General features: G+C 33.8%; 16 protein-coding genes. 13 read left to right on the top strand and 3 right to left on the bottom strand.

The genetic code is table 11. The annotated features are described in order from the left end of the window. Window positions 1-3,009, bottom strand: coding sequence for a SusC/RagA family TonB-linked outer membrane protein (locus ODZ84_RS00150; RefSeq protein WP_266174929.1), 3,009 nt, complete (start codon window positions 3,007-3,009; stop codon window positions 1-3). 643 nt (window positions 3,010-3,652) lie between these two features. Between ODZ84_RS00150 and ODZ84_RS00145 the strand changes: the two genes are divergently transcribed. The 6 genes from ODZ84_RS00145 to ODZ84_RS00120 all read left to right on the top strand — a co-directional run bounded on the left by ODZ84_RS00145 (window position 3,653) and on the right by ODZ84_RS00120 (window position 8,306). Continuing rightward, window positions 3,653-3,961, top strand: coding sequence for a hypothetical protein (locus ODZ84_RS00145; RefSeq protein WP_266174927.1), 309 nt, complete (start codon window positions 3,653-3,655; stop codon window positions 3,959-3,961). 578 nt (window positions 3,962-4,539) lie between these two features. Then, entirely contained in the window at window positions 4,540-5,028 is a 489-nt protein-coding gene (locus ODZ84_RS00140; RefSeq protein ID WP_266174925.1) for a hypothetical protein, read from the top strand. Window positions 5,029-5,229: 201 nt separating this feature from the next. After that, window positions 5,230-6,102 carry a hypothetical protein gene (locus ODZ84_RS00135; RefSeq protein WP_266174923.1) on the top strand — a complete coding sequence of 291 codons (873 nt, stop codon included), beginning with the start codon at window positions 5,230-5,232 and terminating at the stop codon, window positions 6,100-6,102. Window positions 6,103-6,156: 54 nt separating this feature from the next. Continuing rightward, on the top strand, window positions 6,157-6,654 hold the full coding sequence (locus ODZ84_RS00130) for a hypothetical protein (protein ID WP_266174922.1): 498 nt from the start codon (window positions 6,157-6,159) through the stop codon (window positions 6,652-6,654). A 59-nt stretch (window positions 6,655-6,713) separates the two neighbouring features. Continuing rightward, window positions 6,714-7,883, top strand: coding sequence for a hypothetical protein (locus ODZ84_RS00125; RefSeq protein ID WP_266174920.1), 1,170 nt, complete (start codon window positions 6,714-6,716; stop codon window positions 7,881-7,883). Between the two features lie 72 nt (window positions 7,884-7,955). Beyond that, window positions 7,956-8,306 (top strand): hypothetical protein, encoded by a 351-nt coding sequence (locus ODZ84_RS00120; RefSeq protein ID WP_266174918.1) that lies wholly within the window; start codon window positions 7,956-7,958, stop codon window positions 8,304-8,306. A gap of 156 nt (window positions 8,307-8,462) precedes the next feature. Here the strand turns inward: ODZ84_RS00120 and ODZ84_RS00115 are convergent, their stop codons facing one another. After that, on the bottom strand, window positions 8,463-8,987 hold the full coding sequence (locus tag ODZ84_RS00115; RefSeq protein ID WP_266174916.1) for a YozE family protein: 525 nt from the start codon (window positions 8,985-8,987) through the stop codon (window positions 8,463-8,465). 229 nt (window positions 8,988-9,216) lie between these two features. On the opposite strand from ODZ84_RS00115, the gene ODZ84_RS00110 reads away from it, so the two are divergent. The 7 genes from ODZ84_RS00110 (at window position 9,217) to ODZ84_RS00080 (ending at window position 18,166) form a co-directional block, all read left to right on the top strand. Continuing rightward, window positions 9,217-9,738: a hypothetical protein gene (locus tag ODZ84_RS00110; protein WP_266174913.1), complete on the top strand. Its 522-nt coding sequence runs from the start codon at window positions 9,217-9,219 to the stop codon at window positions 9,736-9,738. A 14-nt stretch (window positions 9,739-9,752) separates the two neighbouring features. Continuing rightward, complete coding sequence (locus tag ODZ84_RS00105; protein WP_266174911.1) at window positions 9,753-10,565, top strand: hypothetical protein; 813 nt, start codon at window positions 9,753-9,755, stop codon at window positions 10,563-10,565. 116 nt (window positions 10,566-10,681) lie between these two features. Next, window positions 10,682-11,824: a DUF3800 domain-containing protein gene (locus tag ODZ84_RS00100; protein WP_266174908.1), complete on the top strand. Its 1,143-nt coding sequence runs from the start codon at window positions 10,682-10,684 to the stop codon at window positions 11,822-11,824. A gap of 28 nt (window positions 11,825-11,852) precedes the next feature. Then, complete coding sequence (locus ODZ84_RS00095; protein ID WP_266174906.1) at window positions 11,853-13,055, top strand: phospholipase D family protein; 1,203 nt, start codon at window positions 11,853-11,855, stop codon at window positions 13,053-13,055. A 39-nt stretch (window positions 13,056-13,094) separates the two neighbouring features. Then, window positions 13,095-14,204, top strand: coding sequence for a putative phage abortive infection protein (locus ODZ84_RS00090; RefSeq protein ID WP_266174904.1), 1,110 nt, complete (start codon window positions 13,095-13,097; stop codon window positions 14,202-14,204). Between the two features lie 194 nt (window positions 14,205-14,398). After that, window positions 14,399-16,966, top strand: coding sequence for an AAA domain-containing protein (locus ODZ84_RS00085; protein ID WP_266174902.1), 2,568 nt, complete (start codon window positions 14,399-14,401; stop codon window positions 16,964-16,966). A gap of 78 nt (window positions 16,967-17,044) precedes the next feature. Further along, window positions 17,045-18,166, top strand: a complete 1,122-nt coding sequence (locus ODZ84_RS00080) for a DUF4236 domain-containing protein (RefSeq protein ID WP_266174900.1) — start codon at window positions 17,045-17,047, stop codon at window positions 18,164-18,166. 40 nt (window positions 18,167-18,206) lie between these two features. On the opposite strand, the gene ODZ84_RS00075 is transcribed toward ODZ84_RS00080, so the two are convergent. Beyond that, the gene (locus ODZ84_RS00075) at window positions 18,207-20,303 is read right to left on the bottom strand and encodes a type IA DNA topoisomerase (protein ID WP_266174898.1); all 2,097 of its coding nucleotides are present in this window, start codon (window positions 20,301-20,303) and stop codon (window positions 18,207-18,209) included. Window positions 20,304-20,308 lie beyond the last annotated feature (5 nt).

Below are 20,308 nucleotides of genomic sequence, written 5' to 3'. Positions count from 1 at the left end.
TTAAAAGTTAATTTGAGTACCGATCGACCACGTTTTTAAAGGCGGCAAAAAACCGGTTGCCACAAACTCAGGGTCCAGTCCAAAGTATTTGGTCAGGGTCAGCACATTCTGTCCCTGTACGTAAATCATAACCTGGGTGGATGCTAAATCGACAGGGATTTTATAGGTAAGCTGTACATTCTTTAACCTGATAAATGAGGCATCGCCCACAGCCGCCGTGCTTCGCATAAAATTAGCATGAGCCGCATTTTTACCCGCGTTGGCTCCCGTGGTGTAGGGCATGTAATAGCCTGTCGGATTCGAAAAGGACCACACATCATTGACTTCTTTAGGCTGGTTGTTCATGGTTCCTGCTACAGGCATATAGCTATGGTAATTGTAATTGCGCTGTTTGGTAAATTGTACTAAGAATGAAAGATCCCAGTTTTTGTAACTCAACCGGTTGGACCAGCCACCATAAAACCTGACAGACAGGTCTTCAATACTCTTGTTATCGTCAGGAGATGAAATCTTTCCATCCCCGTTGATATCTGAAAACCAATAAAGTCCCGTTGCCGGATTGATACCTAAAAAATCATACAATTTCACGATGGAGGTACTGTATCCAATAACATATTGATTGGCGTAGGTCGAACCTTCCAGGTCCGGGAATGCCAGAAGCCTGTTTTTGGGAATCGTTAAGTTTATATCCGATTGCCAGGAAAAATTTTTGGTTTTGATGAGCGAAGTTCTCAATTCAAACTCCCAGCCTTTGTTTTCTACCGTTGCATCCAGGTTGGCCTGTACCGAATTAAAGCCCGTCGTGGATGGAAGCGGCAATCCGACCAGTTGGTTATCCGATCGGTTCCTGTAATGGGAGATATTGAAACCGATTCTCTCTTTAAAAAAGGCAGTTTCCAACGCCAGTTCCAGTTTTTTTGTTTTTTCCCAACTGAAATTCCCGTTGAACAGTCTCGTAGGAACAAGACCGACAACACCGTTGTAAATGCTTGATGAAGCCACTGAGTAGGTATCGCGGTACTGTGCATCACCTATATTATCGCTGCCCGTTATTCCATAACTCCCCCGCAATTTTCCTAAGCTTAACCATTTTTGGTCAGAAAGGAAGTTTTCTTTGGAAAATAGCCATGCAGCCCCTACTGCGCCGAAATTGGCAAACCTGTTGTTGGGTCCGAACCTGCTCGAGCCATCCCTTCTGGCGGTCAGATTGAGGATGTACTTATTGTCCAGCTGGTAATTGATCCTCCCAAATACCGCGACATACCTGTAGTCTTTGGAAATGATGTCCGAAAAGATCTTGGTTTTTGCGGCATTGATGTTCATCATTAACGCATTGCTTTCGAATCCTGAGACCTGGATCGAGGATTGTTTGGTCTCTGAAGCATTGAGTGTGGCACCGAACAGTGCGTTCAGCTTTCCTCTTCCGATCCTGTATTCTGCATTTAATTGTGGTTCGATATTGTAGGAAAAGGAAGAAAACGTACTGGTGAATGTACTTGATCCGTTCGCACTGGTAAAGTTGAATGCAGGATTGTACCTTGTATGGGGACGAAGGTTGAACTCTTCAAAATTCTGATAGTTAAAGCCCGAATTCACATTGAAGCTGATATGGGGCAAGATCTGATAGGATATATTCAGGCTGTTATTGATCTGCTTGGTATCATTCTGATAGGTAACCACCGTTGCGGCCATTGGATTGGTAAAGGTATTGTTCTGCCAATTGAGCGAGCCGTCCCCGTTGTATAATGCCGGTGCATTGGGGCTTAAAAATAAACTTACATTGGTCATGTCCTCATTGATCACATTATTGAATTGCTGCGAAAAATTATTGGCAAGCGAAATGTTTAACCGGTTGTCCTTTGAGCGGTGGGTAAAGCCCATCGACAGTACATTGCTTTTGTACTGATAGTCTGCCGGATAAACGGTCGTCTGCTCGTTGTGAGATACGTTGATCCGGTAGGTCCATCCATCGGAACCACCCGATAGTCCCAAACTCGTATTGGAGGTTGTTGCGGTTTTGCCGATGAGCGTCTTTTGCCAGTTGGTATAACGGCTGCCATCCCAGGCACCGTTAACATCATAGGCTGTTGCAGGATAGGACGAAATGTTGTCATTGGCCAATGCTGATTTTCGCATCGTGAGGTATTCTGCGGTATCCATCATTTTTAAGCGCGACGCCACACTGCTGAATGCCAGGCTTGAGCTGATGCTGATGTTTGATCTGTTCTTGCTTCCCTTCTTGGTCGTGATCAGGATCACCCCGTTCGCTCCCCTGCTTCCATAAATGGCTGTCGCATCGGCATCCTTTAAAATCTCCAGGCTTTCAATATCATTGGGATTGATGCTGTTGAGCGGATTAATGTTTTGGAAAGGCAGGATCTGTGCAGAGAATGTGGAGCTTACCGAAGGTGACATCGGTACCCCATCCAGGACATATAACGGCTGGTTACCGTCCACGGCACTGTTGGACAATGTCCGGAGACTGTTTCTTCCCCTGATCTGCACGTCATAGCCTCCTCCGGCGACCCCGGAGTTTTGTGTAATACTGACCCCTGCCATTCTGCCCTGCGCTGCTGAGAGGACATTGGTGACCGGTTGATTTTCGATATCTCTTGCTGAAACCTTGGCGATACTACCGGTTCTTTCTTTGTCTTTTACCTTGTAGTAGCCTGCGTTGAGAATAACTTCTTCGATTCCCTTTACTTTTTGTTCTAAGCTGATATTAATGACGTTCTGATTGGTGAGTGTGATTTTTCTGTCAGCATAATCAGGGTGTCTGAACAATAGAATAGGATTTTCTGCCGAAACCGTTAGTGTATAGGTTCCGTTTTCACTGGTGGTGGTTACCTGATCGCTTCCTTCTTGGGAGATGCTCACTCCTGAAAGAGGTTTGCCAGATGTGGTAACGGTACCGGAAATGGTGCGTGATTGGGCTTTTATATTAATGCTTAAAGTGGTTAGCATAAGGCCAAAGAAAATACCTCCTATATGGTAATAGGAATTTTTCATAGATTTGTAAAAGGTTTTTAATTTTTTTAAGATTAATTACTGAACTACGCTCTTTCCCGTTGGTCTGCAAACTGTATGGGAAGGGGCTTTTTCTTTCTTCTGATTTTTAGTTGAGTAGTTTTTTGATTCATTTTGGTAAGACTTCCCTGATGCCCTTTGGTATGAAAAAGACGGGTGAGGTTCTGTAATCAGTGACCGCCAGACACCGGAAAGAATTTAACATGAATGAATCTGTGTCCCGTGTAAGCTTTTTTAAAGCCGCAATAGGTTGTACCTTCCTATTGTATCGTGTAGTCTGATACTGTATTTTAGGAAGCGGGCTTAGATTGTTATGTAGAAAGCGCGAACTGCATGGAAAATAAAACGGCATGGGACTCTACATTATCCAATTCGGGGCACTGGTATGCCTTTGACACAGATAAAGAGAGCCCACGCCTAGGTCGTGAGCTTTCTGCTTATCGTCTCGTGTCATAAAATTACCAGTTTTCGAATTGAGATTCTAAGCAATAGCTTCTAATATTCTTTGAAGTATCGCAAAGTTAACAAACAAATTTCTATCTGTCAACAATAATTTCAAATATACAAAAAATATCGGTACGGCATAGCGTAACGATATTTTTTTTTGAAATTGTTAATTGCAATTGTGAATCCTGAACAAAATATTTACAAAATTAAAATCATTATTTCCTTAAAAAAACTTTTGGAGAGAGGTAAAAGCTTGCAAAAAGAACTGAAGGATAATAAGGTTGTTTACAGCTATCATGGAGTTGCTTCTAATGCACTCCTGCGAAAAGCAACAATTAATGATACCTTAAACGGTATCACATCACCGAAAGCCACAACTTTAATCAGTATTGTTGAAGCTATGGAATTTACTATGTCTGATTTTGGTAGAGAGTTTGACAGTATTTTGGATCAGGAAATAGAAACATATCAGAATGAAAACTCATAAAATATTTCATTCTGATTTGCCAATTTGTCGGTAATATCTATCAGAACATTGCTGTAGAACTTCCTTAGGTTCTTTTAATAGTTTCGCTTTCTCTTGTACGTCTGTTTCCTTTGCCTTAAGTCCTTCTCTGAAGCAGCAAGCTTGATTTTGCCTTGGTAAAAACTAATGATTGGTAATGTTACAATTACTCTGTAGATTTTTAATGTTTTCATAAATGTGCTTTTGTAAATTTAGGAAACCTTTGTAATAAGTGGAATAGTTTAATTTATTATTTTTATACAGCATTACAGCGTACTGTATCAACTTATTCCAATGTAATAAAAACCAGATGATAAATTACAAATTATGCCTTTTAGAAAAGAGTTTGATTAAAAAGTCACATATTTATCCTGATTTTTTGTATAAAGATTTATACGATAAAAACCATAAGATAATTAAAATCTCTACAGAAGAAATCATCAAAAAAAAATCCCAGAATTAGTAGACCCTCATCAGGAGTTTACGAAGGAAAACTATTATGTCGTGATTGTGAAAATAAAATAATTAGTGGGAAATATGAATCTTATCTAGCTTATATAATGTCAGGAAAAAATAAAGATGTAAAATTTACTAAAGGAAAATCAGTAAATATTGAAACTCTAAAAGTTGAAAATTTAGACTATGAAAGATTTAAAAACTTTTTTCTCTCAATTTTATTTAGAACTGACATTTCCACATTTGAAGAATTTAGTGACATTAATTTAGGACCATATCACGAGAAGATTCGAAAAATCGTTTATGAAAATATGATGACTGATGATTTAGAATTCCAATTAAATATACTCAAACTTGATAAAAATTCGGAATTTGATCAATTAATTGTTCAACCTTTTAGAAGTAAATTAGGAACCGAAACTTGCTATTCATTCCTTTTGAAGGGCTATCTAATCGTTATTAATTTTAAGGAAAATAAAATTTCAAAAACGATGAAAGAAAATAGACTTAAACAAAATGGAGAAATTATAATACCAGTTATACCTAAAAGTACAGAAAGAAAATTTTTCCTTACATATCTGGATTTGCAATAATTGAGTCCGTTTAAACCTGCGTAGCAAATCTACTTGCTGTAAAGAATTTATTCCTAACGACAGTTGGGATTTTTATTACCGATTCTTTTCATTAACGTATAGGTCTATTATTTGAGCTGATCCTTATAGTTTTAATTAATTCCATTTTCTTATTCCATCTAAAAAAAGATTTTTAGGTAAATTTGTCAAGCAAGAAAAAAAATGATAACAGAAAAAGTTAAAAATATATTTTATTTTATCGATTTTTTATATTCAAATATAATACACTTCAATAAGCAAAAACCGTTATTGGATCAGATTGACAATCTTAGGAAGGAATATAACGATTTGGATCCTAAAACCAACTTTGAACATAAATTTAAAAGGGAAAAAATAGCCAAAAAAGGAGATAAGCTTGTTAATACCTTTCGTAATAACTGCAAAAATTTAATAAATGAAAAAATAAGTAGTTTAGAAATAACAGACTTATCTAATATTGGTAACAATCATTTTTACAATATCGGTGAGTTGGTCGTACTTGTTGAAACTCAAAAATATGATCAAGAAGATGTAAAATTGATCTTAGAAGCAAAAAGTAAATATGTATCTATTCTAGAAAACTTAGAGCTAAGCTTAGATAATTTTTTACCATATGATCTTGTTAGAGATTTTCATGAAACTTTGTATGACTGTTTCAAACCATTCCTATCTTTTGATGACAAACATAAAATTGAGAAAAGCAAACAAATACAATTTAATAGACATCAAATTACTATTGAAACTCTAGATGAGAAAGGAATCAGAAATGCTGTAAATAAACTACAAAATAAATCTGTTGAATTTGAATTCGAAATAGATAACTGGATAATAAACAACGGAAATATTTTTGAAATCACTGAAGATTTTAGTCTGTCATTTTTTGCAATTCAAACGGAGATACTGAAGCAATGTAAAGCAAACAGCACGGGCAAATTCCAAGATTTTATAACCTACGGGATTGATATTTCGAAATTAATTACAGGAACTGATGGACTATCCATAGAAAACATTTTTAAGGAATTTTTGGATCTAGAAATTAACTCTGAAAAGTTATAATATCCTATAACCGTAAGTATTATACTTGGTTATTTAAAGATTGGGTTATTAAAAATGTATTTAGAAAATACATACAATTCGTTTCTTCATACTGAAAAGTATATTGAGAAATATGATGAATTACGAATTGACTTTACTAATACAAATATTGACACTGATGAGAGTGATTTTATTAAAAATGAATTGAAAAGATGCTTATCTTTTTTGCAAGAATTAAAAAAGCCTGTTTATAATGAGATTTCAATATTAGGTGATATGAAGGATGAATTTTGTAGTTTTAAAAAGCACCTCTTAAATACTGTTGATAAAAGACAATCTTTTCTGAATAGAAAATTATTGGAGTTTGAGAATTTATCGGAATCTGAAAAATATGAACGGTCTAGAAAAATTTTAAAAGAATTTACTGAAGAGGACATTGAAAGAATTGCATTTGCTAAACAAATAGGAATTAAAAAAGATGATGAATACTTGCAAATTCCAGAGCCAAAAAGTAAAGCAGAGGCTATAGAACGATTTAAAAACATGATACCCAGAAAAGATTTGAAACTCTAAAAGCACTTTTTTTAAAAAAATGCGGAAACTATCCAAACGATAAAATAATTGAAGATGAGTTGAACTCAATTTATAAATTCATAGATGAAGCCAATAAATTATCAACTATTGATGCTTTTAAAAACGAAGATAAATCAGATTACTTGGAATACTTACGATTAGCAAATGGTTTTTATGAGAATTCCGATTTACCATTCATAAATTATTACACCTATTTTAATTATAGTCAAGAAAGTAATTCATTGTTGATTTATGCAAAGTACTTTCTTTATAAAAAATGGCTGGAAGAGAAAAAAAGTATTCATAATAATGGCAAGGCATATAACGCCGTAAATACTTTAAGTAAAGAAGAAGGCGGAAATTATAAAAATTTTACCAAAATTTTGAACAAAATGTATGAGGACGATTTTGATTATAAGCCGGACCTCGAATATGTAGCAATTACAAAAGATACTATCAGTGAGATTAAGGAAAAACTTTTCGAATTGCAGAATAATGAACAAAGGACTGGCTTTTTAAAAATGGTTTTTAGAGGTTTTTTTGACTATGGCAAACATTATCATTTGTACCAAGTTAGTAAATTCGAACATACATTTAAAGATATCCCTTTGGAAAAAAGGGAATACTCAGAGGATCGATTTAATTTTATTTACGAATGTTTATTATGTTTAAGAAGCATAATTACTACCATTTCAGAAGAATCATTGGTTTATAACATAGATTTTGGTGATGTAATGCATTGGTCTTGGCGACATAGTGAAAACAGAAAACAAAATCCATATGAGGTATTTGTTTATCATATAAAAGGTGATTACGAGAAAGATAACGAGTCTAATCCAACTATTGATAAACCTGAGCAACAAAAAACAAAATCACAACTACTAAGTGAGAATTTACGTTTATATGGTTTTTTTGAGCTTGAAAAATTAAAAAATCTTTCAGATAAAAATAAAAATGTTTTGATTCAGTTGCTAACCGAAAATAAGTTACCATATGTAGTAGCTATGCTCGATTATCTCGAATATTTTACTTACCTAGAAAAGAATCATTTTAAGAGTAAGTATAAATTATATATTGAGGTTTCTAGATGGTTCAACAGTGATAAGGATGGCAGAGCTATCAAAGGTAATATTAGCAGTCTTTTGAACAATTCAACAGAAAATAAATCCCGTTATACTGCTTTTAAACATAAAGAAAGAGTAAATTGGGACTATGAAAAGCTATTATAGGGAGTACGCCCTTATTGTTGCCCCTAAATGCCCTCTTTAATATTGCAAAGTAAATAATAAATACTTTGTAAAATGAAAGAATTAACATTCAAGCAGTTAGTTGTAGCGGAAACTCCATTTGTTACAAAATTTGGAAAGCAAAAATCTTTACAGTTTCAAAAGAGCAGACGATTCTCATATTTCGAAAATCAATTGCATACGGTATTTCAATATCTACAAAATCATATTGCAACTGCCACTATGATAGCCGAAGCAACTGGAATTCCTCAAAAAAATATTTGCAGGTACAAAAGACAATTAGAAAAAGCTGGAAGACTCTGGGAAGTAGAGAAAAAGAAATGCAAGAAAACAGGGTTTGAAGCTTGGTATATTACTACCAATCCTATGTATCTGCCAAATTGTAAAAAATTAAACTTATTTTAATTTAAAAACTTAAGTACACAAAATGGCAAGATATCTAATGATTTAAATTTTTGAATATAAACTATGGCTCTGTAATAAACTGTGCACTGAAAAAAGCGCATTAAAAAAAATGTAAAATCTAATTCTGGAAATTAAATTTTACATTTTTAACATTTATTAATCTATTAATGAAAGTAAAAAGTTAAATTGTATTTCTTGACAACAAAAACGAAGCGGTATGCCATCTCCTAAATTAGGTCCATCAAATAAAAAACTTTGTACTTGTTCTCCATTCGAGATATCAACCCATTGCATATTCATTTCTCCAAGCTGATCCATATCTTTCGATATAGATGACGGATAATCATTTCCCAGAGGTATAGTTACTATATAACCGCAAGCCTCCACGTAGCCCATTGCTATTCCTTTTTCATTCGCATCATTGAGTGATTGTATATTATTCTCCTTTAAAAAATTTAAGACAATCTTTAGTGTTTTATTATTTTTCTTTCTAAATTCTGCAAGAAATCTTTGGAATGTACTGTTCACTCCTTCTTTTCGGCTTTCAAAATCTAAATAATCCAGCATTTGTCTTTCTGATTGCTCAGCTGGAAATCTCTCATCATCTAAGATTTTCTTTGCGAAATTGCCTGTAGAATTATCTAATGAAGAAAATTCTGCAATAAATTCATTGAGTGTCATTTTTTAGTTTTTTTAGTGGTTATTATATTCTAATTTTTACGAATATAAGTAAATCAATAAAGTTTTAATTAATAAAAGTAAATTTTCAGTGAAAATACGGATTTGAAAAACTCAGTTTATATATATATTTGCTTTTAAGGGAAACCGTAATGATTAAGAAAATATACAGGCTATATTTGCAATAGTTTCAAAATTTTACAATTTTATCATCATGTAGAAAATAAAAGAAATGAAATATTTTTATCAATTATTTTTAGCTTTTAACTCAACGTGGTTAATCATTGTTGTATTTCTGGTGAAAGATAAATTTGTTTTTAATTTTCTTGAACAATATTCAATGTATTTATCCTGGGGGCTATTTATTTTAGTTCCGATACTCTTTACAGCTTTAAGCTTTCTTATTGCTAGAAAACTGCCTCGAGATCAGTTACAAGCAAGTTCAGTTACGGAAATTGAATTAGCCAACAATAATTTCTTACCGACTTATTTAGGTTACTTTTTTGTTTCTCTAGGGATAAATGACATTCCGACACTAATAATTGTCTTTTTAATCATTTATATTTTTACATATTTATCACAGACACTTTATTTCAATCCAATTTTTTTATTATTTGGATATCATTTTTATTTTATAAAAACTTCGGCAAATATTAAAATCTTTTTAATAACTAAAAAACAACTGAAAATTCCTGACAATGATAGTTTTGATAGCTTAAGAAGAATCAATAATTATACGTTTATAGAACTTTAAAAATAATATTTTTTATGGCAACCTTTATTTATGGGAAAGTAAAAAGAAAAAATAACATCTTTCGTGTAATTGAAACCGAAGAAGATGTATATAATACTTCACAGTTAAATTTAACTGGAGTTGAATATAATCCTGCTACCATTATCGAAAATGAAGAACTTTATAAGGTTTCACAATTTTCTCAATCTGGATATTCTTTTGATTTCTTAGAAAACGATCTAAATTCTGTAAATCACGACCAGATTACAAGAACTGATCTAACAAAACTTTCGTTTATCTGTACGGTACAGAATAATCTCTATTTTTTCCAGATCATTAATTCTAGCATTTTTATAAGTAAAAAATGGTTTTCAATTGACGAGCTGACACTTGAAACAGAAAAACCTATTATAACAGTGAATCCGTTTTCCGACGCGATCTACGATAAACATTCTGATACGCTATATTTTAAAAGGTTAACGGCTGCTCAAAAAATTTTTAAAGGGATGGATCAGTTATATAAAGAAGCAACTGCTACAGAGACTGATTCTTTTTTACAAAAAGATTTTCTTGAAGTAGATTCTGATTTTGACCACAGAAGTGTTTCAGTGCTCAACAGAAAAAGAATTGCATTAGTTATGGAGACATTAAATAATTTATCGGATTCCGAAAAACAAGCTGTATATTCTTACACGAGCGAATATAGTCAAGTAGTCTTTGAAGATGGAAAGTTTAAAATTGAAACAGATGATGATCTAAAATTTGTTTTATGGGGAATACAGCAAAGATTTTATACAACACCAATTGGAGGGGAAAAAAGAATTGCAAATTCAATTATAAGTATTTAACTGATTTTGATTTGTAAAATATTGATTTTAGTAGATGAGCTAAACTGTTTTTAAGATTAGATGTTACTTTTCTGATAAACCATTTTTCAGTATTTTTATAGTATTACTTTATTGATATGAAACAGGTTATTGCCTTTGCCGACGAATTCGGAAATAATTCATTTAAATTTTCTACGGAAAGTTCTCACTTTATCATTGCTAGTATTATTGTCAATTATGAGGACTTGGAAGAATTTTATAATGAGGTGGAAAAAATCCGGTCAAAATATTTTCAGACCGGAGAAATTAAATCATCAAAAGTAAAAGATAATCACAGAAGAAGATTGCTTATTTTAAATGAGCTGTCAAAACTCAAGTTCAATATTTATTCTGTTGTGGTTGATAAAACAAAACTATATGGTGAAGGTTTTAAATATAAAAAATCTTTTTACAAGTATCTAAACGGTATTTTATATAAAGAATTATATAAAACATTTCCAAAACTTGAACTGAAAGTTGATGAACATGGAGGCAATGAATTTATGCTTGAATTTAAAGAATATGTACGACAAAATCACATTCGTACTCTATTTGAAGGCTCTGAGTTTTTTGTCAATAAAAGCGACAAAGAATTAGGAGTACAAGTTGCAGATTTTGTTGCCGGAACTTTAGGATATATTTTTGATGAGCATAAAAAAAGTGAATATTCTCAGCAGTTCCTAGATATTTTATCCGGAAAAATCATTAGTATTAATCATTTTCCAAAAGTTTATAAAATCAACGAATACAGCGAATCAAAGGCTGACGAGTTTTATAGCCAGGCAATAACCGATCTCAGTCTCCGAAGTATTTTCGATTATCTTGATACTGCATCTCCAGAAACTCAACAGATGCAGGATTCTATAAATTTTCTCAAAGTATTGGTACGGTATCATGAAGCCAATCATTATAAAAACTATACTACAGCTCAGGAGTTTATTGAACATCTTGATATTAATAGAGAATCCAAGCTGAGTAAAGAGCAATTCGTTAACATGGTCGGTAGCCTGAGAGACAAAGGCATTCTAATTGGTAGCAGTCGTGAAGGATATAAGATACCTGTTAACCATAGCGAAATAAAAAAATATGTTCAACACGGAAATTCGATCGTGTTACCCTTGCTGCGCAGGATAAGTCTATGTAGAGAATCAATATTATTGGCGACAAATAATTCTTTAGATATTTTAGACGATCCTGAATTTGAAATTTTGAAAGATATTATTACGGGTATGAAAAGATAAAGGAAAATAAAAATTCTTAGAATTTACAATGAAACTAATAACTAAACAACATTATTTAAGAAAAGAATTTAGACGTTTAATAAAAAAATACAACACTTTTAAATGGGCTACTGCATGGGCAAGTGCGGGAAATGAAATTTTCGCTGATCTGCTTGAATATAAATATAAAATAGATATGCTTTCAGTTGGCATACATTTCTACCAAACTCATCCTGATTTTATAAAAGAGTTCATTGATGATGAAACCGTTCATTTTGTAGAGCAGCCTGACGGAACATTTCACCCTAAAGTATATTTATTTTCTAATGATGAAAATGATTGGGAACTTATCATTGGTAGTGCAAATTTTACTACAAGCGCCTTTTCAAAAAACACCGAGGTTTGTGTTTTAATAAATAACTCAGATCATAATTCCTTAGATGTTTATAATACCGTATTACAGGTAATCAATGCTTCATTTGAGCAGGGAAAAACCTTCAATGATCAAGATTGGGAAAACTATAATAAGATCTGGAGAATTCAACAGCCAAAAGTTGACAGTTTATCAGGTCAATACGGAACAGTTAAAGACACACCTATACCAATCCATAAGGTTGAACTCCAAACAAAAACTTGGGATGAATTTGTTGACAATGTCTATGAAAAAGGGTTACAAGATGTGAAAACGAGAATCAGAGTAATAGAAATAGCAAAAGAATTATTTAATAAAGCCAAACACTTTAATGAATTGGAAGATGATGAGAGAAAATTTATTGCAGGAATTCCTAATAATTTAATGGTAACAATTGACGGTGCGGAAGATTGGGCATATTTTGGTAGTATGAAGGGGGCAGGCATGTTTAAAAAACAGATAAATGATAACAGTGAATTGATATCAAAAGCCTTAGACCAAATTCCGCTCAATGGACAAATTACAAAAACGAATTATGACAATTTTCTAGAGTACTTTCAAACGGCACTGCCCGGAAATTATTTAGCAACCAGTACAAGATTGCTAGCGATGAAGAGACCAGATGTTTTTATATGTTATGACAGTAAAAATAATTATGCTCTTTGTAAAGATTTTGGTGTCACTAGAAATGGTATGAACAATGAAAGATATTGGAACGAAATCATATTAAGAATTTATGACAGTGATTGGTGGCAAAGACCTGTTCCTCAAAGCGATATTGAAGTTAAAATAAGTTTGGCACGTTCTGCATTTCTGGATAGTTTATACTATGAACGATAAAAAGAAACGTGATTTTTAAGACATATTACATATTCTATTATGAAAAATTTAATTGTTTCAAAATGGGTTCTATTCCTAGCATTCATTTTATTCTTATCATCTACTTATTTTATAACAGACCTTTCAAAATGGACAATAAATCAATATTACAAATTTATCAATCATCCAACAAATTTTGACGTCTCAACAACAGGACAAATCGGAGATACTATAGGAGGGACGACAGGCCCATTTATAGCCCTGTTAGCCGGCTTTCTAACGTTTATTGCATTTTGGGTTCAGTTCAAAGCTAATATTCAAGTACAACAGCAATTTAAGATACAACAATTTGAATCACAATATTTTGAAATGATTAGACTGCATAAAGAAAATATTAGTGAAATGAGAATTACTGGATATAGCTATTTAATGTCAACTACTCATAATTCTTGTGATACTTTAAATGAAATTATAACAAAAACACAAATTGAAAGGGTAGTTGAAGGAAGAAAGACATTTGTTTCAATGGTTAAAGAGCTCAACGCATGTTTATCTTTTTGTAAAGATATTGGAGATTCTTTGCAAGTTCCAGATGATATTATTTTAAAAATCGGATATAGATTTTTCTTTTTTGGTTCATTTTCACAATTAATTAAAGAAGATAAATATAAAATATTTATAAAGGAATGTAGAGCTCAGCTAAAAAATGTGAGAAAGGAACACAAGGAAACTTTTGGTGGAAAGAAAGATTTTGATTTAAACTCGGGGAAAATTGATCTTCATATTAAGTATGCACCATTTACAGGCCATGAATCTAGATTAGCACATTATTACAGACATTTATTCAGTACTGTAAAATTTGTAGTGAAAAACGAGAAAGAAAAGCTATTTGATTATGATCAATCACGGGAATACCTAAAAATTCTTAGAGCGCAAATGTCTAATGATGAACAAATTTTATTATATCACAATTACATTTCAGGTATTGGTGAAGATTGGGAAAGTGAAGAAAATCTATTTTTATCCAAGTATCGAATGTTACATAATTTGCCAATTGATAGAGTAAAACATGTTGAAAAACCAAGGAAACATTTTGCCAAAAAAATTATATCGATTGCTAAAAAATCTAATAGCAAATCTGATCCTATGTTTGAATGGGGGGATTATTAATGTTTAAATTTAAGCCACTTCTGTAAGACTCCATTATGTTATCAAATATAGTAATTTAGCAGATTTTGCATTTTAATTTTACACCCTATAAGTTACATACACACAATAAATGCATGATAATACCCCATATACACTTAATACATTTTGTAACAAATTTGCTCCAAGTTGTTATATTTGTAAACAACCAATAGCCCATGCAAAATACGACAGCACATAACCGCAGAAAAGAAGCAATCTACATTGATGGTAAAGACAAAACTGATGAAATAGAATCTTATTCTTTTAAGGGCAATAAATGTGTAGTGGTATATAAAAATAGTGGGAAAGCCTATTCTTATCCTCAACATAGAATTAAGATGGTGAGATCTGCTATTAAAAGTGAGAGAGCCGGAAATATTTTTTCTTATCTAAGGGCGATTGCAGAAAGTGTTGGTTTGAAGACAGAGGAAGGTAATAACATTCTTGCCAGTAGCTATGAGAGTATTAGTTTTATTCCTGAGACTTCAATTCTTTACAATTATCTTAACGGAAAAGAACCCGAAAAGAATTACCACGCCTCTCCTATTAAAATCTTTCCTTTTGGATTTAATCTGAGTCAGAGAACGGGAGTTGACAATGCGTTTTCAAATCCTTTAAGTGTCATTGAAGGTCCTCCCGGAACAGGTAAGACCCAGACTATTCTTAATATCATTGCCAATGCAGTAATGAATAATCAAAGTGTGGCTGTTGTTTCAAGCAATAATTCGGCGACAAGAAATGTTTTTGAGAAACTGGAGAGCAATGGGGTTTCTTTTATAGCGGCATTGTTAGGAAGCAGTCAGAATAAAAAAGAATTTATCGATGCTCAGACTGAAATACCTGATCTATCAGATTTTAGATTAAAGGAAGAACAGGAACAATCTCTTATGCAATCTACCACCCTTCTTTTTACTGAACTTGCTGAAAAGTTGGAATTAAAGAATGAATTGGCTTTACTTGCGCTGGAAATCGATAAGATCAAAACTGAGCATCAGCATTTTAAGGATGATGTCGCTTTGGCAACCGAAATCCGTTTTAAAAAGAATGTAAGTTCAGATCAGCTGCTTTCTTTATGGGTTACGTTAGAAGACTATGAGAAATCTGGTAAGAGGTTTTACTGGTGGCGCAAACTGATATTCCCTTTTCTGTATGGGGTGAGAGATAAGATTTTTTACACTTTATCGTATGAAGAGATGATCAAAATTGTTCAGTCAAAATACTATGGGGTAAAAATTTCAGAGCTTGATTTCAAAAAGCAGGAGCTGCAAAATACTTTACAGCATTTTTCCTTCCATGATAAAATGAAAGAATATACTGAAGGATCCATGCAGCTGTTTAAAAACAAACTCCATCAAAAATATAAAGGAAATAAACGTTCAGGATATACTGAATGGGATCTTCGTTTTAATTCAGAAGAATTTATTAAAGATTATCCTGTCATTATGAGTACAACCTACTCACTAAGAAGAAGCCTTGCTGAAAATGTAGTCTACGATTATGTCATTGTTGATGAATCTTCGCAGGTAGATCTCGCAACGGGTGTACTCGCTTTGTCCTGCGCAAAACAAGCTGTAATTGTGGGAGATTTAAAACAGCTTCCCAATGTAGTGGATTCTGCAACAGCAGAAAATACAGATCAGATCTTTAAGAACTATGATATTCCGGAACCTTATAGCTATTCCAGTCACAGTCTGCTTTCTTCTGTCACGGAAGTATTTCCGGAGGTGCCTAAAACACTTTTAAAAGAGCATTATCGCTGCCATCCTAAAATTATTGATTTCTGTAACCGTAAATTTTATAATGATCAGTTGGTTATTCTTTCGGAAGAACAGACTGAAAGAGAACCTTTGTTAGTTTATAAAACAACTGAAGGCAACCATGCCCGCCAAAGAGAGAATCAGCGGCAGATTGATGTGATCATTCAGGAAATTATTCCACAACAAAAATTAGAAGGAGTAAATCTTGGAATTGTAACCCCATACCGCAATCAGACCTTAGCGCTGCAAAGAACATTTCAGGGAACAGATATCAAAGCCGATACGGTAGATAAATTTCAGGGAAGAGAAAATGATGTGATCATTCTCTCCACAGTAGATAATGAAATCTCTGAATTCACCGACAACCCGAATCGACTGAACGTAGCCATTTCAAGAGCCAAAGATCAGCTGATTCTATTGGTGAACGGAAATGAAAGTGATAATGACACGAATATCTCAGATCTGATCCGCTATATTGAGTACAATAATTTCAGCACGATCAAGAGTGAAGTACATTCTATTTTTGATTACCTGTACAAAGGATATGAAGAAAAAAGAAGAGCCCTTTTATCAGATCAAAAAAAGAAATCTGTTTTCGACAGTGAAAATCTAATGTATAGACTTATTAAAGAAATATTGTCTCAAGAGCAATTTTCAAAATATGGCGTTATTCTACATCATCCATTAAGAGATCTATTGTTAGATTTTTCCAAGTTAACTGCTGAAGAAGAACGATACGCCAGACATCACGCAACGCATCTTGATTTTCTGATCTATAACAAGTTGGGAAAAAATCCTGTATTAGCCATAGAAGTGGATGGGTATGAATATCATAAAATAGAAAGCAGGCAAGCTGAAAGAGATCGTATGAAGAATGGGATTTTGGCGAAGTATAGAATACCTTTAGTACGATTTTCCACTACAGGAAGTGGTGAGAAAGAGAGGTTGATTAGCAACCTCAATGAAATAGGGAAGAATAATTCTTGATAAGATTACGGTTTTCCGTAAACTTTTCTGTCTGTAGTAGTTTAGATTTGTGACTACAATCATCTTAAAAACTATATCATGGCTTGGTCATACAGAAAGAGAATCAAAATAATTCCAGGTGTACATTTGAATTTCAGCAAAAGAGGAATTTCAACGAGTATTGGGGTTAAAGGTATGAGTGTAAATTTGAGTTCGTCGGGCACGAGACTTAATACCAATTTTTCAGGTTTTTCAAATTCATACAGGCTTTCCGGTTCTTCATCACCAAGGACTCCCTTGCAATCTTATCCTGATCCACAACCTTTTTACACTGAGTTATCAGATAATATTTTTAGTGCCGATATTCACGAGATCACATCTCAAAATATGGCAGGTATCAAAGAATCTATCTTAATGGCTCAACAGCAAAAAGCGGAATTGAAGACGGATCTGAAGAAAATAAAAAAAGCGTTAATCTTTACCAAGACCAAGAAAGTTGCAAGTTATATCTTTATATATGGGTTGGTAAACAAAAATATTGTACAACAGGTAAATGAGGATATTAAAGCACAAAAAGAAGCTCTTAAAGAAACAAAGATTGTAATTGATAACTCGGCTGTTAATATAGACATACAGTTCGATGATCCCTCTAAGAGAAAGTATGAACAATTACAACATTCTTTTAAAAATCTAACCACAGCACATAAAATATGGGATATTACCGGAGCGCATTTTCAGGATCGTGTGGCTGCCCGGTCTAGCGCGAATACATTGGTTAACAGAAAAGATGCAAGAATTGGTTTTAAATCACTTCCCATCATCACATCAAACTATGAAGCCCTATATTTTCAAAATGTGAACGGAGCGGATTTATATTTTTATCCAACGTTTATACTGATGTATAAAAATGATCAGAACTTTGCAATTATTGGGTTTGATGAATTTAATGTTACATTCTCTTCTGTAAGTTTTACTGAAACCAGCAGTGTTCCTCGTGATTCAAAAGTTATTAGAAAAACATGGGCGAAAGTCAATAAAAACGGAACTCCTGACAAAAGATTCAAGAGCAATTATCAAATACCAGTCGTTCAATATGGAAGGCTGAGGTTTTCTTCCAGCAGTGGTATTAATGAGGAATATCAAATAAGTAATTTTGAATTCGCCCAAGAGTTTGCAAATTCATTTAAGGAGTATAAAATTTTGTGCAGAGAATTAGCTTAAAGTTGATTATAGAAAATGACAATATCTCATCATTAATTACTTAGCAAAATTTAAAAATCAAATTTAATTTATCATCTAAAGCTAAATAAGCATCAAACTTCTTCCCGTTTTTACTCTTCATGTTCTTGATTAATGATGTTTTGTTTTGAGTTAATAATAAAGTAAGATCTTTAATACTGAGTTGAACTCCGCATATCATTCTGAAGAGAATCCAACCGCATTGTTCATCAGGGCATTTGACAATTTTATCTTTGATGACAAGGTAATGCTGTTGGCATTTGGGGCATTTTAGTTGTGGGATATTTTCCTGGGGAATATGGAGTGATAAAAGTTCATTGGTGATTTCTGCTGTGTACTGTTGGATGTCATTGATGAATTGATTATTAGTGAGTTCTCCTTTTTCAATTTTATCCAATGCTATCTCCCATTCTGCGGTCATTTCAGCATTGGCTATTTTTTGGTCTTTGATGAGTTCAAACACTTGCAATCCTTTTATAGTCGGAACCAATGTTTTGTTTTTTCGGTTGATATAGCTTCTGCTAAGCAGGGTTTCAATGATTGATGCCCTAGTTGCTGGGGTGCCGATACCTATACTTTGAAGGATCTGCTGTTGATTTTTATTCTCGAGTTGTCTGCCTGCATTTTCCATAGCTGATAATAAATCGGCTTCTGTATAAAGTTTTGGAGGTGTTGTTGTTTTTTTCTGTAGTTCAGCATTTGAAATTTTAAGCTCATCACCAATTTTGAATTCAGGGAGATCAATAAGCGCTTCTTGGGTGTTTGTATTATTGTCCGTTGGATCGGGATTTGTATTGTCAGTAAGGATTCCTCTGACAGCCCGCCAGCCTTTTATCGTTATTTTTGAGGCTTTGATGTTGAATTGGTAATGATGGACTTTAATGGTGATGTGTGTGATTTCTTTTGAACAATGTTCGGACAAAGATTCCAGTAGCCGGTAAACGATCATATCATAAATACTTTTTTCACTGGCTGTTAACGCCGACGGAATTTTTGTGGTGGGTAACAGTCCGTGATGATCGGTGACTTTTAAGTCGTTGACTATGCGTTTATTGAAATTACCGAATTTTAATGTTGTAATGGCTGGCTTGAACTGATCGGTTGTGTTAAGGACTCTTATGAGTTCAGGAATCTCTGCCCACAGATCTTCAGGAATGTATTTGCTGCCAGTTCTCGGATAGGTAATGAACTTTTTCTCATAGAGGTTTTGTGCGATCTGCAAAACTTCATCTGCCGATAAACCTAGTTTGCGGTTAGCCTCTTTCTGAAGCTCTGTCAAATCGAAAAGCAGCGGTGAGGATTCTTTAACCGTTTCGATGGATACATCTTCAATAGTGGCCCTGCCCTCACGTTCTATGGCTTTTAAAATTTGGTTGGCGTGCTTTTCATCTTCCCAATATGTATCTGATAGGCTTGTGAAATCTAAATAGTCCTTACGGTGCTTGAGCTGAATCTGCCAGTATTTCTTTTTTTTGAAATTGTTGTGATCCTGAAATCGTTTACAGATTAAAGCAAGCGTCGGGGTTTGAACCCTGCCTAAAGAATAGACATCATTGTTTGCTGCGATGCTCAATGCCTGGCTGGCATTAATTCCTACGAGCCAATCAGCTTCGCTTCTGGCTTTTGCAGCGGCGTATAGGCTGTCGAAGTCTGAGCCGGGCTGAAGTTTTCTAAATCCTTCGGTAATGGCTTGTTCGGTAAGTGAACTGATCCAAAGCCGCTCAAATGGTTTGGTGCATTTCAGATACTCATAGATGTACCTGAAGATCAGTTCGCCTTCCCGTCCCGCATCTGTTGCAACGATAATGCTGTCGCATTGAGTGATCACATTTTTTATTACATTCAGTTGTTTTAAAGCAGATGGATCTGGCTTATAGGTGTTCGATTGTTTGGTTTTTCTTGGAATCAGGTGGAATGGATCGGGGAAAATGGGCAAAGAGGCTTTATCAAAGCCTCTAATACCGTAATCTTCCGGCATCCCTAGTGATATCAGGTGACCTAATGCCCAGGTCACGCAATAACCGTTTCCTGTTAAGTAACCTTCTTTTCTTTCTAATGCATTGAGAAGCTGTGCGATCTCTCGGGCTACACTTGGTTTTTCCGCAATAATGGCTTTCATGTCTG

The organism is Chryseobacterium fluminis (genome assembly GCF_026314945.1).
Classification (GTDB): domain Bacteria; phylum Bacteroidota; class Bacteroidia; order Flavobacteriales; family Weeksellaceae; genus Chryseobacterium; species Chryseobacterium fluminis.
Note: the sequence above shows the minus strand (reverse complement) of the source record. Positions and strands in the feature narration are given on the sequence as shown.